The organism is Arthrobacter sulfonylureivorans (genome assembly GCF_022637435.1).
GTDB classification, from domain to species: Bacteria; Actinomycetota; Actinomycetes; order Actinomycetales; family Micrococcaceae; genus Crystallibacter; species Crystallibacter sulfonylureivorans.
Genome location: NZ_CP093326.1, coordinates 2,231,599 through 2,246,332, shown reverse-complemented (window position 1 = coordinate 2,246,332; position 14,734 = coordinate 2,231,599). Strand labels below are relative to the sequence as shown.

Here is a 14,734-nt window from a genome sequence, read left to right as displayed (position 1 = left end):
TAGGCTTTTGGTATGAGTTCTCCATCCGAACGTTATCTGGCAGCCGCCGAACGGGTGGCCTTCTCCAAGACCCGGCTGTATGCCTTCAGCCAGACTCTCGGGTTCGAACTCGATCCGTTCCAGCGCGAGGCTTGCGAGGCGCTGGAGCTCGGCAGCGGCGTACTGGTGGCCGCTCCCACCGGTGCCGGTAAGACCGTCGTCGGGGAGTTTGCCGTCTACATGGCGCTGCAGCGGGGGCTGAAGGCGTTCTATACGACGCCGATCAAGGCCTTGAGCAACCAGAAGTACAACGAATTGGTGGCTACCTACGGGGCCCAACGGGTCGGCCTGCTAACAGGTGACACGTCAGTCAACCCGCATGCAGATGTGGTGGTGATGACCACCGAGGTGCTGCGGAACATGCTGTACGCCAATTCCGACACCTTGCTGGACCTGGCCTACGTGGTGATGGACGAGGTCCACTACCTGGCCGACCGCTTCCGCGGTGCCGTGTGGGAAGAAGTGATCATCCACCTGCCCGACGACGTGCAACTGGTCTCACTGTCGGCGACCGTCTCCAATGCGGAGGAATTCGGCGCCTGGCTGGACACCGTCCGTGGCGACACCCGCGTGGTGGTGTCCGAGCACCGCCCGGTGCCGCTATGGCAGCACGTGATGGTCGGCTCCGACATGTTCGATCTCTTTGCCGGCGACATCGCCTTCGATGAATCGGTTCCGGAGTCCGGAACCGGCGGCAGCCGGGCCTATGAAGTGAATCCCGAGCTGCTGAAGCTTGCCTCGACCGAACAGAAGCTCAACCGCAGCGCCAACTGGGGGCGTTCCGGCGGTCGGCGGGGCCGGCGTGTCCCCGAGCCCCCGCGGCAGGCGCTGACCCGGATCCGGCGGGCCAGCCGCCCTCAGGTCATCGCCAAACTGGACAGCGAGGGGCTGCTGCCGGCCATCACCTTCATTTTCTCGCGCAACGGCTGCGACGCCGCAGTGAAGCAGTGTTTGGAATCCGGGCTGGTCCTGACCACCGAGACAGAACGCGCCGCCATCGTCCGCCGGGTAGACGAGGCCGTGCAGGACATTGCCGAAGAAGACCTGGACGTCCTCGGCTTCTGGACCTGGCGCGAGGGCTTGTCCCGCGGGTTTTCGGCCCACCACGCCGGCATGCTCCCCACCTTCAAGGAAGTGGTGGAGAAGCTTTTCGCCGACGGTTTGGTGCGCGCCGTCTTCGCCACCGAGACGCTGGCGCTGGGCGTCAACATGCCGGCGCGGTCAGTGGTGCTGGAGAAACTGGACAAGTTCAATGGCGAGGCACACGTTGACATCACGGCGGGGGAGTACACCCAGCTCACCGGCCGCGCCGGAAGGCGCGGCATCGACGTCGAAGGCCATGCCGTGGTGCTTTGGCAGCCCGGCACCGATCCCGGGGCCGTGGCGGGCCTGGCTTCGCGGCGGACCTATCCGCTGAACTCCAGCTTCCGGCCCACCTACAACATGAGCATCAACCTGATTGCCCAGTTCGGCCGCGGCCCCGCCCGCGAGATCCTGGAGAGCTCGTTCGCGCAGTTTCAGGCCGACCGCTCGGTGGTGGGCCTGGCCAAGCAGGTGCGCAGCCGGGAAGAATCGCTGGCCGGCTACGAACAGGCGATGAGCTGCCATTTGGGCGACTTCAGCGAGTACGCGCGGCTGCGCCGGGAGCTGAACGATGCGGAAAAACGCGCCTCCCGCACCCAGTCCCGGCATCTTCGTTCGGCGGCCGCTACGTCCCTGGACCGCCTGCGCCGCGGGGACATCATCGACATTTCGGCAGGACGGAGCCTGGGCTACGCGGTGGTGCTGGACCGGGACGAGTCGGCCCGCGAACCCCGCCCGACAGTGCTGACCCAGGAAAAGCACATCCGGCGAATCTCGGTTGACGATTTCCAAGGCCCGGTAGAGGTCCTGTCCAGCATCCGGATTCCCAAGACATTCAACGCGCGCAGTCCCAAGGAACGCCGCGATCTGGCGTCCTCGCTGCGCAACGCCCTGCATGACAAGCGCCCGCCCCGGCGCGGGACCGAACACCGTGACTTTGTGGTGCCCGGCGGGCAACAGGCCGAGCGGCAGATCACCGACCTGCGCCGCCAGCTGAAGGCTCATCCCTGCCACGGCTGCAGCGACCGTGAAGAGCATGCCCGCTGGGCCGAGCGATGGTGGAAACTCCGCAAGGAGACCGACCAGCTCGTGGCGCAGATCCAGGGCCGGACGAACACCATCGCCAAGACCTTCGACCGTGTCTGCCAAGTGCTGGACAGCTACGGCTATCTGGAGACGGGCGGCGACGGGGTGGCCATCAGCCCGGCAGGAGAACGCCTTCGCCGGATTTACGGCGACCGCGACCTGCTGGTGGCGCTGTGCCTGGAGCAGGACGCGTTCGCGGGGCTCACCGCCGCCGAACTGGCGGCCTTTATCTCCTGCTTGGTGTACCAGGCCAAGCGTGAGGAGGCCGGCGTCCGGCCCAAGATGCCCTCGCCGGGTATGGAGGCTTCGGTTACCATCGCCGTGCGCGAATGGTCGCAGCTGACCGACCTAGAGGAGCAGCACCGCCTGCCGCTCAGCGGGGAGCCGGAGCTGGGACTCGTCTGGCCGATGTACAAATGGGCCAGCGGCCGCTCCCTGCAAACTGCGCTCAAAGGTACTGACCTCGCTGCCGGCGACTTTGTCCGGTGGGCCAAACAGGTGATCGACCTGCTGGACCAGCTGGTCAAGGTTCCCAACATTGATTCACAGCTCGCGGCGCGCGGCAGGCAGGCCATCGGCCAGGTCCGCCGCGGCGTCGTAGCCTACGCGGCCGTGGCCGAATAGCCAGGGCCGCCGCTGCACCACCTGAAAGGATCTCCATGAGTAAGTCCGCCCTGCCCGCCGCCACGGGTCTCACGCTGTACCGCAACGGCAGCGTCTACAGTGCCGCCGACCCGTACGCCACGGCCATGCTCGTCGACGGCGGCACCGTGGCGTGGATCGGCTCCGAGCATGCCGCCACGTCCATCGCGGACAGCACCATGCGCATCGTCGATCTGGACGGACGGCTGGTGGCCCCGGGGTTCGTGGATTCACATGCCCACGTAACCCAGACCGGCCTCGCGCTGTCCTCGCTCGACCTCACCGGCTGCGCGTCGCTGGCGGAACTGCTTGACGCCGTCGCCGCAGCTGCGCGGCAAGACTCCGCGCCCGTACTGGGGCATGGCTGGGACGAAACACGATGGCCGGAGAACCGCGCGCCGAGCGCTGCCGAACTGGACCGCGCCGCTGCTGGGGCAGAGGTCTTCCTCACCCGAGTGGACGTCCATTCCGGGGTCGTCTCCGCCGACTTGGCAGCCCGGCTGACGTTGTCAGAGCTGCAGGGCTGGACCGCCGACGGCACGGTCAGCGGGCCGGCCCTTGAACGGACCAGGCACGCTGTCCAGATCCCCGCTGCCGGCCAGCGGGCAGAACTCCAGCGCAGGGCCATGCAGCACGCTGCTGCCCGCGGGTACGTCGCGCTGACAGAAATGGCCGCCCCGCAGTTGGGGCCCGCCGAGGACCTGCTGGAACTGCTCGCGCTGAGCGATGCCGAACCCGGGCCCAGGATCTTGCCGTATTGGGGAGAGCTGATGACCTCCGCCGAACAGGTCACCGAGACCATGGAGCGCTTTTCCGGGCGGCTGCGGGGGCTGGGCGGCGACCTGACCATGGACGGCTCCATCGGATCGCGTTCCGCGGCCGTCAGCGCCGGGTACGCCGACCGGCCCGGAGAGCACGGTTCGCTGTATCTGGAAACCGAGGCCGCGGCGAGGCATCTCGAATTGACGGCCGGGCAGGGCATCCAGGCCGGGTTCCACGTCATCGGCGACGCCGCGCTCCTCCGCGTGCTCGATGCCTTGGATCTGGCCGCCGAACGCATCGGACAAGCGGCGGTACGTTCCGCCCGTCCGCGTCTGGAGCACATGGAAATGCTGCCGGAGGGGGCCCTGGAGCGGTTGCTGCAGCACGGGGTGACTGCCAGCATGCAGCCGCTCTTCGACGCCTATTGGGGCGGCACCGAGGGGATGTATGCCACCCGGCTTGGTGCCGAGGCAGCACTGGCGATGAACGCCGTGGGGACCCTGCAGACCGCAGGCGTTCCGGTCGCCATCGGTTCCGACGCTCCGGTCACCGATCAAAGCCCGTGGGCCACCGTGAAGGCCTGCCTCGAGCACCACAATCGGGGCGAGCAAATGTCCGCCCGGGCAGCGTTCCTGGCCCACACGAGGGCAGGCTGGCGGGCCGCAGGGGAGCGCAATCCCATGGAGGGGCAGTTGGCTCCGGGCACGCCGGCTACCTTCGCCGTCTGGGACGCGGATGAGCTTTCCATCCAGACGCCGGACTCGCGGGTTTCCGCCTGGAGTACGGACGCGCGAGCGGGAACTCCGATGCTCCCATCATTGGACAACGGAAGATTGCCGTCGTGTGTCCGGACTGTGGTGAACGGAATAACCATTCACGACGCGCTTTGAGGCCCACGGTGCCCGAACCGAGCCCGGCCGGGGAAGCCAAAGATGTGAATGAAATGTTTAATTTCTGCTCATTTCCGCCGCAAGGAGACCTGCTCTGACGTGCATGTTTGGACATAACCGCAGGTCAGAGCGGTATTGACACTTCCAACATAGCCAGTAGGCTGAAGTCTCAGTGGGCCGGTATTTCTTCGCGGATTTCGGCCCGTGCCGGGGAGAGTGGCAGCTGGCGGCAGCCCGCCTCTGTGCGGTTGCTCCCTTTGCCCCTTGACGAACCGGCACTTTCCAGGGTAGGTCCGCATGTCAGTAGAAAACATGTCTGCGTTCCCCAACAGGTTTGCTTTCGTGGCCCGAAGGCGTGCGGACCTACCCGTCCATTCCTCCCGGCGTCGGCCGCAGTGACCACCGTCCACCTATCCGTCCGGGCGATGGCCTATACTGGACCGTCGACGTGGAAGCCCGCTGGGCGCTTCGCGCATCATGAAATCTGCGGTTTGCAGCACAACGCTCGAAAGGCCACTGAGTGCGGGTCGTCACCATCATCCCGACGTACAACGAGATTGAGTCCCTCCCGAAGACTGTAGCCCGCCTTCGCTCGGCCGAACCCGACTCCGACATCCTGGTTGTTGACGACAATTCCCCGGACGGCACCGGCGCCCTCGCGGACCGGATGGCCGCTGAAGATGCCGCCATCCACGTGCTCCACCGGGAGGGGAAGGCCGGATTGGGCGCAGCCTACATCGCCGGGTTCCGCTGGGGCCTTGACGCCGGCTACGACGTGCTGGTGGAGATGGACGCCGACGGCTCCCACCAACCGGAGGAACTGACCAGGTTGCTCTCCGCGCTGCGCGAGGGCGCAGACATGGCCAAAGGCTCCCGCTGGATCCCCGGCGGGAGAGTGGTCAACTGGCCCATCCACCGCAAGGCCATTTCCTTGGCCGGCAGCCTGTACTCGCGGCTGATGCTGGGCGTGACCATCCGCGACATTACCGGTGGTTACAACGCCTTCAAGGCCCAAACGCTGCGTACCATCGATCTGGACGCCGTAGAGTCGGTTGGTTACTGCTTCCAGATCGATCTCACTTGGCAGACCTTGAAGGCAGGACTGACGGTGCGCGAAGTACCGATCACCTTCGTTGAACGGGAGTATGGCGACTCGAAAATGAGCGGTGGAATTGTCGCCGAGTCGATCGTTCTAGTCACCAAGTGGGGGATTGCCGACAAGTGGCACCGGCTCCGCGCCAAGCGGGCTTAATCCTCAAGGGACGCAAAAGAGAGGGAGCAATCCGGGCATCCGGGTTGCTCCCTCTCTGTTTGTGAGGACTTCGGCGGCGGAGCCTTAAGCGGTGCGGCGTTCCCCGCGCCGTTCGCGGAGCTTGGTCAGGCGGTCTTCAAGGATCTGTTCCAGTTCCTCGACGCTGCGGCGTTCCAGAAGCATGTCCCAGTGGGTACGCACGGGCTTGGCATTCGGGTCAACGGGCCTTTCTCCGTTGACGAGGAGTGCTTCTTTGCCGGACTTGGAAACCCAGACCGCGGGAATCTCGGCCTCTGCGGCAAAGGTAACGAACACCTGCTCGCCATCCTCGCAACGGTATTCGACGCGCTGGCGCGGAGCCGGCTCAACTCCGGATTCGGTCTCCATGCTCTGCGCTCCGAGGCGCATGCCCCGCAGGCTACGATCGCTCATGATCTCTCCCTCTTGTCTTGTGGCGGACCCGGTGGTTTGAACCACGTCCGCGATGGCTCGCTAACACCCTCAACGTCGGCGGGCGGCCGTCTGTTCCCGGTCGCAGATGATAATGGCAATCTGCTCCACGTCAAGGATGGTTATGAGCGGCAACTTCCCGGCAAACAACCCATTATAGTCCGCGTCGGCGTTCCCGGTAAATCGAACCAGGGACGCCCGGTGGATCCGGCTGGGCGGATTCCCCGGGCATCCCGGCCCTGACTTGCTTCGGCCGCGGTGGCTAGCCGCGCGGTTCGGTGTCGCTGGCGGAAACGGCCGGCGTGCCGTTGTCCGGAACCGCGGCGCCCAGCACGCTGCCAATGCCCTTGAGCGCTTCGCCGACCTCGCTGGGGATGATCCAGAGCTTGTTCGACTCGCCCTCGGCAAGCTTGGGAAGCGTCTGCAAGTACTGGTAGGCCAGCAGCTTTTGTGTGGGGTTGCCCTTGTGGATGGCGTCAAACACCTTCTGGATGGCCTGGGCTTCACCGTCGGCGCGCAGGATGGCCGCCTTGGCATCGCCTTCGGCCGCGAGGATGGCTGCTTGGCGCTGGCCCTCGGCGGTCAGGATCTGGGACTGCTTGGTACCTTCGGCCGTCAGGATGGCCGCGCGGCGGTCACGCTCGGCCCGCATCTGCTTTTCCATCGAATCCTGGATGGAGTGCGGCGGATCAATCGCCTTGAGTTCCACCCGCGAGACGCGGATGCCCCAGCGGCCGGTGGCTTCGTCCAGTACCCCGCGCAGCTGCCCGTTGATCTGGTCACGCGACGTGAGCGCCTCTTCCAGGTTCAAGCCACCGACCACGTTGCGCAGGGTAGTGGTGGTCAGCTGTTCAACAGCCTGGATGTAGTTGGCGATCTCATAGGTCGCGGCTCTGGCGTCGGTGACCTGGAAATAGACCACGGTGTCGATGGAGACCACCAGGTTGTCTTCGGTGATCACCGGCTGCGGCGGGAAGGACACAACCTGTTCGCGCAGGTCCAGCAGCGGCAGCAGTCGGTCCACGAAGGGGATCAGGATGGTGAGTCCGGGATTCAACGTGCGCTGGTACTTACCCAATCGCTCCACAACACCGGCCCGTGCCTGCGGGACGATCCGTACGGCTCGGACCAGAACGATCACGACGAACAAGACCAGGACCAGCAGCACGATCCAGATTGCGATATTGCTATCCATAGTTCCCCTCTAAGAGTGGTGTCAGTGTCTCACCGCGCCGGGAGCCGGCCCGGAGCGGGTTTTACTGGGCCGGGAGCGGCCCGTCTGTGCGCTGCGGTGTCACGACGGCGGTAGCGCCCTCGATCCGGGCTACCGAAACACGCTGGCCTGCCGGAATGGCCGATCCGTCCGCAGACCTGGCAGTCCATGTGTCGCCGCCGATCTTGACCACGCCGGAATGGTCGGTGACGGATTCGAGCGTCATCGCCGACTCGCCGATCAGCCGGTCCACGTTCGTGGCCAGGTCCCGCGGCCCGCTGCGTAGATGCCGCAGCGCGACCGGCCGGACGAACAGCACCATCAGCAGCGCGACAACGCAGAAGATGACCACCTGAAGCCAGAAGGGCAGTCCGAGCAGGGCCGCGAACAAAGCCACCAACGCACCCGAGGACATCATGATGAAGAACAGGTCCAGCGTCATCATTTCGATGATGGCCAGAATCAGAAACACGACCAGCCAGGTCACCCAGCTGTTGGCGACAATCCATTCGATCATCAGCACTCCCTGATGTTTGGAGCAGCCGCCGTTTCCTCAGCCTGCATAGTTCAAGCAGGCATCCACCGCGAGCTGCTGCTGCCCTTGATACCTCCATCATGCCCGACGGCGGGACGCTGGGGAGTGAATTTCGCCACTTGCAGGCGGTATTGGACGTATCGTGGCCAAGTTGTGACCAGAACGGCATCACCCAAAGTTCAAGGCCCCGGAGCTGGATAGGATGGTGCGGTGCTGAAAACCGCGCCAAGCCGCGCATCCCGGAGCTTGCCATGCAGACCGTGCTGACCAGCAGCCGGCTGTCCCTGAGGATGCTGCGCCTGTTTGCCGGGCTCTTCGCCTATGGCATCGCGATCGCGCTGATGATCCGGGCCAATCTCGGCTCCGCCCCGTGGGACGTGCTGAGCCAGGGCATTGCCCGCGCCACGGGCATGAGCTTCGGCTGGGCAACGGTGGCGATCAGCGCGGCCGTGCTGCTGCTGTGGATCCCGCTGCGGCAGAAGCCGGGTGCCGGCACCATTGCCAACGCACTGCTTGTTGGCTTCTTCGCCGACATCGGGCTGCTGGTCATTCCGATCTGGCACCACCTTGGCGCGCAGCTGCTGTCCTTCGGTTCCGGCCTGCTGCTGCTGGCAGCCGCAAGCGCCCTGTATATCGGAGCAGGACTCGGCCCCGGACCTCGCGACGGCTTGATGACCGGACTGCATGCAGTCACCGGGTGGCAGGTCTGGATTGTCCGGACGGGAATCGAAGCGGCGGTGACGCTGGCGGGCTGGCTGCTCGGCGGCGTCGTCGGGCTCGGCACGCTGGTGTTCGTGCTGGCCATCGGACCCCTGATCCAGCTGTTTCTGAAATGGATGTACGTCGATCTGAACCCCGCCGCCCGCAAGCAGGCCGCCGGCACGCCCGTCCACGACTAACCGGACAGAAGGTCAGCGCTGGCCTAGCCGCGGCCGCGGCGCCGGTAGGCAGTCACGGTGAACCGTGCCGTCACCGGAAGCTGGCCAGCGTCAGCCCCACCTTCTGCCCCGGCGGCTGCGGCCGCGGCCGTCCGGACGTCTCCGGCGTCGATGTGGTGGGCGTTGGGCCCCATCATGACCAGCCGCACGATGTCCTCGGCGCCCAGCTCAAGCGGCACCTGAAGCGCAACGGATTCCACTTCCTCAAATCCATCACCCAGCGTCTCGCCCAGCCGTTCCGATTTGTCGGTGTCGACAGCCAGCAGCGGCACCACCTCGCGCAGTTCGTCCACATGGCCGGGTGCGGCGGTGGCCACCAGCAGGTGCCCGCCGGGCTTCAGCACCCGGGCGAACTCGGCCGGATTGCGGGGAGCGAAGACGTTGAGGATCAGGTCGGTGCTGCGGGCGGCAAGCGGCAGCGGCTTCCAGAGGTCCCAGACCACGCACAAGGCGTCAGGCAGCGCCCGGGCAGCCCGGCGGAGGGCGAACTTGGACAAATCCAGCGCCAGGGCCCGCCCGTCCGCCAGGTTACGCAGCACGGCTTCGAGGTAGTACCCGGTGCCGGCACCGGCATCCAGCAGAACGGGAGCCTGGGTTCCGGCCAGGAGTGTGCCGGCCGTCGCCGCCAGCTGAAGGGCAAGCGGAGCGTAATGCCCGGCGCCCAGGAAGGCGTCGCGGGCAGTCACCATCTCGGCGGTGTCCGGAATGAAGCGGGTGCCGCGGCCGGTGAGCATGTTGACGTAACCCTGCCGGGCGCCGTCGTACTGGTGGCCTGCCACACAACGCAGACCCTGGGCCGGAAACTGCCCCGCGGCTTCCAGTTGTTCCCCGCAGACCGGGCAGAGCATCAGCGATATCAGGTCCAGGGGGCGTGCGGCGGAGGGCATGCTCCATCCTAGGCAATACGGCTGGTGGTCCGGCTGATTGGCTCCGGCCCGGCGATGAGACTAGGCTCACAAGCGTGAGATCTGAAGACATTGCTTTATTTAATTCGCTGTCCGGCCCGACGCTCCACCCGGACGGTAGCCGCGCGGCTGTTTCCGTCACCCATCCGGACTTCGCGTCGGACAGTTATGTAGGGCAATTGTGGGAAGTTCCGCTCGACGACGGCGGTGCCTCGCGCCGCCTGACCCGCGGATTCAGGGATACCGCCCCGGCCTACTCGCCCGACGGCGGTTCGCTGGCTTTTCTGCGGGCGGCAGCACCGGGGGAGCGGCCGCAGCTGATGGTGGTGGACAGCCGCGGCGGAGAGCCAGTGGCCGTCACCGAGCAAAAACTTGGAGTCTCCGCCTTCGCCTGGGCACCGGACTCCCGCCGCCTGGTCTTCGCCGCCCGCGTCCCGGCAGAGGGCCGGTACGGCACGTTGGACGGCGTGGGCCCCGGCGCCGAGGATGCCCGGCTGGTCACCGGCTACAAGTACCGGATGAACGGCGCCGGCTACACCGGCGACAAGCGCACCCACCTATTCATGGTGGATGCGCCGGATCTGCAGGCCGAACCGGCGGTTGCACCGGTGGGCCGGGCCCGGAAGTCCACCGAGGATGCCGGCGCAGAGTTTTCCGCGCTGGCCCCGGCCCGGCAGCTCACCAGCGCGGACGCCGACCACGACTGCCCGGCCTTCAGCCCGGACGGCCGGACGCTGTACTTCACCGCAGCCCTGCACGACGGCGCCGACGAGGATCTGCGGAGCGACGTCTATGCCCTGGATCCCGAGGCATCCGACGCACGGCCGCGGCTCATGTCCAAGCTCTCCGGCGAGACGCTGGGCGTCGGCTCCCCACGGCCCAGCGACGACGGCGCCTGGCTGTTCTATCTGGGCAGCTCGATCGGGGACGGGACGGACTTCGTCGCCCGCAATACCGCACTGTATGTGGCTCCCGCATCCGCCCCGCACCAGGTGCGGCGGCTGACCGATCCGGAGACGATGGATCTGGCCGAAGGCGAGCTGGTGGCCGCCGGCCCGGACTCCGTGCTGGCCGTGAACCGGCACCGGGGCGCTGCGCAACTGCTGAAAGTCTCCGCCGCGGGCGGCATCAAGCTGCTTGTCGACGGACCGCTGAAGGTGGCGGCTGCCGCCCATGCCGCCGGCCGGACCGTGGTCAGTTATTCCGACGCTGGGACGGCGGGAGACCTGGCACTGGTTTCCGACGCGGGCCTGTCCCGTTTGACCGACTTCTCCGCCGCGTTGCGCGGCGCCGGCATTGGCGAACCCCGGGAAGAGGTCTTTGCCTCGGCGGACGGCTACCCGGTGCACGGCTGGGTGCTGCTGCCCGAGGGCGAGGGGCCGCACCCGGTGCTACTGAACATCCACGGCGGGCCGTTCGCCCAGTACGGCTGGGAGGTGTTCGATGAGGCGCAGGTCTACGCCGAGGCGGGCTACGCCGTCGTGATGTGCAACCCGCGGGGTTCCGCCGGCTACGGCCAGGCGCATGGCCGGGCCATCAAGGGCGCCATGGGGACCGTGGATATGGCGGACGTCCTGGCGTTCCTGGAAGGCGCCGTCGCCAAGTACCCGCAGCTGGACGGCAGCCGGCAGGGCATCATGGGCGGCTCCTACGGCGGCTATCTGAGCGCCTGGACTGTGTCCCAGGACCACCGGTTCGCAGCGGCGATCGTGGAACGCGGCTACCTGGACCCGCCGTCGTTCGTCGGATCCTCGGACATCGGCTGGTTCTTCTCCGACGAATACACCGGCACGGATCCGGACCAGGTCCGCGGCCAGAATCCCTTTGCCCAGCTGGACGCGGTGCGCACCCCGGTGTTCGTCATCCACTCCGAAGAGGACCTACGCTGCCCGCTGGAGCAGGCCCAGCGCTACTACGTGGGACTGAAGCAGCGCGGCATCCCCACCCAGCTGCTGATCTTCCCCGGCGAGAACCATGAGTTGTCGCGTGCCGGCACCCCGTGGCACCGGAAACAGCGCTTCGACGAAATCCTGCGGTGGTGGGCAACCTACCTTCCCACCCAGCAGAACAACGACGGCGGGGTCGCTGCCGCAGCCGGCACGAAAGCAACTGCTCCGGCCTAGGGCCGCCTTGGCCGGACGCCGGTTTGGAAGTTCAGTCCGGCGCGCGCCTGATCAACCGTTGGCTGGGCCCAATAGCGGAAGTACTCGGCATTGCCGCACAGCGAACGCGGCAGCATCTTGTCCACGTAGATGGTGCCGGACAGGTGGTCCGTTTCGTGCTGCACGATCCTGGCCTGCCAGCCGGTGAAGCTTTCGCGCCGGTGGCTGCCGTCGGGCTGGTCGTAGTCCAGTTCGACGCTGCGGTGCCGTTCCACTACGCCTTGGAATCCGGCGAAGGACAGGCACCCCTCATAGAAGGCGGCCGTTTCCTCACCGACGGCGCGGTAGGACGGATTGATGATCGCGCAATAGGGGAGTGGGGCGCGGTGACGGGCTTCGGCGATCTCAGGCTCCGCATCGAAGGTGTCCTCAAGGACCGCAATCCGCAGCGGGATCCCGATTTGCGGAGCTGCCAGTCCGACGCCGGGGGCAGCCTGCATGGTCCGGCGCATCAGGCCCAACAACGCGGTCAGGTCGGCAGTGTCCAGCTGCCCGTCGAAGGCGGCTGCCTGGCGGCGAAGCACCGGTTCGCCGATTTGCAGGATCGGGGCTGGTTCGCCGGAGGCCGCCAGGGTATGGACTAGATCGCGCAGTTGCTCGGCAGAATAGTCGGTCACAGCCCTCAAGTGTAGGCGCTGGCACGGCCCGACAGGCTCTGGCAGATGTGCCGCGCTGGCCGCTGCCGGCCATCGTACGGGGCAGGCAGCGGCCGGCCGTTAGCCCGTCTGGCCGGCCGCCGCACAAGCTTCCGTGATGAAGCTATACACCGCGCGGTCAAACTCGTGGCCAGCGTTCAACCGGAGGACGCCATGCCATCTCCCCGCCGCGATGCTCACCGGGATCCGGGTGCCCAGCTTGTCCTCGGCCAGAGCATGCTGATCGCAGCGCATCGGCACAATGTGCAGGTTCAGGCGGGACGCCGGGTCCGTTCCGTGCACGCGGAGGTCCCTGGGCCAGGCATGTTTGCCGTCCTCGTCCAGCAGCGTGGTGGTGCCAAAGGATTCGATGACCATCGAATCCTTCCCACCGGACGGTTCCACAGCTATTCCCACTACCGCCGAGCCGCTGCCGGGCAGTACTTTCAGTGTCTGGTCAATCCGGAGCTCGGCCACCGAAGCCGCGGCCTGCGCCAAGCAGTCCTCGGAGTGGTTGCGGGAGAGCACATTGTGCGGATCGCTGGCCCGGACTTCCACAGTGCTCAGCCCGGACCGCTCACTGTCCATCGTCACCGTTATCCGATGCGTCGCAGCCTCCGCCTGCTGACCGGCCGAACATTGGGCCGGCGGCAGCTCGGCCGGCAGGCTGACCGTTGAACCGGCCGCGACCCTGGTCCCGCCGGTGCGCGTGGGCTTCCAGTCCGCAGCTCCTTCGTACAGAGCTGAATGCAGGGTGGCCGACGTCACGAGCACGGGGTCCCGGGAAATGTTCGTGATCAGCAGGTTGACCACACGGTCCGTGTAGTGGGCGCGGCCCTGGTCCACGGCTGCGGACACGGGATGGTTATCCGCCGGGGTGGCGGGGGACAGGTCCCTTGGAGCCCCGGCACAGGCAGACAGCAGAGCGGCCGCCACCATCAGCACCACCGAACAGTTCCCATTCCTTCGGCGACGGTGATCCATGCCACTAAGGTAGTACCAACTCCGGTGGACTTGGTCCTCGCCAGCGGCGAAAGGGTAACTTATGGACGAACGACTCATGCTCCTCGACACCGCATCGCTGTATTTCCGGGCCTTCCATGCCCTGCCCGACTCGATCAAGGCCAAGGACGGCACACCAGTTAACGCCGTGCGCGGGTTGCTCGACATCGTGGCCCGGCTGGTCACCGACTACCGGCCCACCCAGCTGGTCGCCTGCTGGGACAACGACTGGCGTCCCGCCTGGCGGGTCGAGCTGATTCCAACCTACAAACGCCACCGCGTGGCCTCCACCGTGCCGGGCGGCGTCGATGTTGAAGAGACGCCGCCGGGGCTGGTGGACCAACTGCCGTTGATCCGCGAGGTGCTTGCCGCGCTCGACCTCGCCGTCGTCGGGGCTGACCATCATGAGGCCGACGACGTGATCGGCAGCCTTGCCACCCAAGCCGACGTTCCCGTCGACATCGTGACCGGGGACCGGGACCTGTTCCAACTGGTGGACGACGAGCGCGACGTCCGGGTGATCTACACCGCCCGGGGCATGAGCAATCTGGAAGTCCTCACAGACGTGTCCGTGGTGCGCAAGTACGGCGTTCTGCCGGTCCAGTACGCGGACTTCGCCACGCTGCGCGGAGACACTTCCGACGGCCTGCCAGGGGTGCCCGGCATCGGCGACAAAACCGCGGCCGGGCTGCTGAAGGACCATGGCAGCCTGGACGGGATAATTGCTGCGGCGGCGGACCCGAACGCTGAGATGTCCGCGCGGTTCCGGGCGAAGATTGCCGAGTCCGCCGACTACCTGAAGGTGGCGCCCACCGTTGTCAATGTTGTCCGGGACCTTGACCTCGCCGGCTTTGACGGCCGCCTGCGGGCACCGGACAGCGACCATGCGGAACGACTGGATCGGCTCGGCACCGAATTAAACATTAGTGGGCCGCTGGGCCGCGCCCGCAAGGCGTTGGCGTCGGCGGGCGAGGCCTCCGGCTGACAGAACGACACCGCCTGCGCGCCGGGCGCTCACCCCGGCGGCAGGCCATGCCGGTCAGGAATGGAGAAGCGCCCGGGTCCACGCCACGGCTAGCATTACCGTCATGAATATCTTCACCGTCGGAGACCGCAACGGTGACCCCGCCCTACAGATGG

12 protein-coding genes are annotated in these 14,734 nt (G+C 66.5%); 6 read left to right on the top strand and 6 right to left on the bottom strand.

The window, feature by feature from the left end:
- Positions 1–12: 12 nt before the first annotated feature.
- The 3 genes from MNQ99_RS10495 (at position 13) to MNQ99_RS10485 (ending at position 5,754) form a co-directional block, all read left to right on the top strand.
- Entirely contained in the window at positions 13–2,832 is a 2,820-nt protein-coding gene (locus tag MNQ99_RS10495) for a DEAD/DEAH box helicase (RefSeq protein ID WP_241912916.1), read from the top strand.
- Positions 2,833–2,867: 35 nt separating this feature from the next.
- Positions 2,868–4,502: an amidohydrolase gene (locus tag MNQ99_RS10490; RefSeq protein ID WP_241912915.1), complete on the top strand. Its 1,635-nt coding sequence runs from the start codon at positions 2,868–2,870 to the stop codon at positions 4,500–4,502.
- A gap of 520 nt (positions 4,503–5,022) precedes the next feature.
- Entirely contained in the window at positions 5,023–5,754 is a 732-nt protein-coding gene (locus MNQ99_RS10485) for a polyprenol monophosphomannose synthase (protein ID WP_127512580.1), read from the top strand.
- An 84-nt stretch (positions 5,755–5,838) separates the two neighbouring features.
- Here the strand turns inward: MNQ99_RS10485 and MNQ99_RS10480 are convergent, their stop codons facing one another.
- The 3 genes from MNQ99_RS10480 to MNQ99_RS10470 form a co-directional block, all read right to left on the bottom strand.
- Entirely contained in the window at positions 5,839–6,186 is a 348-nt protein-coding gene (locus MNQ99_RS10480; protein WP_127512581.1) for an RNA polymerase-binding protein RbpA, read from the bottom strand.
- A gap of 280 nt (positions 6,187–6,466) precedes the next feature.
- Positions 6,467–7,399, bottom strand: coding sequence for an SPFH domain-containing protein (locus tag MNQ99_RS10475; RefSeq protein ID WP_241912914.1), 933 nt, complete (start codon positions 7,397–7,399; stop codon positions 6,467–6,469).
- 61 nt (positions 7,400–7,460) lie between these two features.
- A complete protein-coding gene (locus tag MNQ99_RS10470) occupies positions 7,461–7,934 on the bottom strand; it encodes an NfeD family protein (protein WP_127512583.1) in 474 nt (157 codons plus the stop codon).
- A 98-nt stretch (positions 7,935–8,032) separates the two neighbouring features.
- Here MNQ99_RS10470 and yczE point away from each other — a divergent pair, with 98 nt between their 5' ends.
- On the top strand, positions 8,033–8,851 hold the full coding sequence (yczE, locus tag MNQ99_RS10465) for a membrane protein YczE (RefSeq protein WP_241912913.1): 819 nt from the start codon (positions 8,033–8,035) through the stop codon (positions 8,849–8,851).
- A gap of 23 nt (positions 8,852–8,874) precedes the next feature.
- Here yczE and MNQ99_RS10460 read toward each other — a convergent pair whose 3' ends face one another.
- Positions 8,875–9,777, bottom strand: a complete 903-nt coding sequence (locus tag MNQ99_RS10460) for a putative RNA methyltransferase (RefSeq protein WP_241912912.1) — start codon at positions 9,775–9,777, stop codon at positions 8,875–8,877.
- Positions 9,778–9,851: 74 nt separating this feature from the next.
- Here MNQ99_RS10460 and MNQ99_RS10455 point away from each other — a divergent pair, with 74 nt between their 5' ends.
- On the top strand, positions 9,852–11,918 hold the full coding sequence (locus tag MNQ99_RS10455) for a S9 family peptidase (protein ID WP_241912911.1): 2,067 nt from the start codon (positions 9,852–9,854) through the stop codon (positions 11,916–11,918).
- Here MNQ99_RS10455 and MNQ99_RS10450 read toward each other — a convergent pair.
- Positions 11,915–12,574, bottom strand: coding sequence for a peptide deformylase (locus MNQ99_RS10450; RefSeq protein ID WP_241912910.1), 660 nt, complete (start codon positions 12,572–12,574; stop codon positions 11,915–11,917). The two genes, MNQ99_RS10455 and MNQ99_RS10450, sit on opposite strands and share 4 nt — an antisense overlap.
- Positions 12,575–12,673: 99 nt before the next feature.
- Positions 12,674–13,450: a hypothetical protein gene (locus MNQ99_RS10445; RefSeq protein WP_241912909.1), complete on the bottom strand. Its 777-nt coding sequence runs from the start codon at positions 13,448–13,450 to the stop codon at positions 12,674–12,676.
- 187 nt (positions 13,451–13,637) lie between these two features.
- Here MNQ99_RS10445 and MNQ99_RS10440 point away from each other — a divergent pair, with 187 nt between their 5' ends.
- Complete coding sequence (locus MNQ99_RS10440) at positions 13,638–14,579, top strand: 5'-3' exonuclease (protein WP_241912908.1); 942 nt, start codon at positions 13,638–13,640, stop codon at positions 14,577–14,579.
- Positions 14,580–14,734 lie beyond the last annotated feature (155 nt).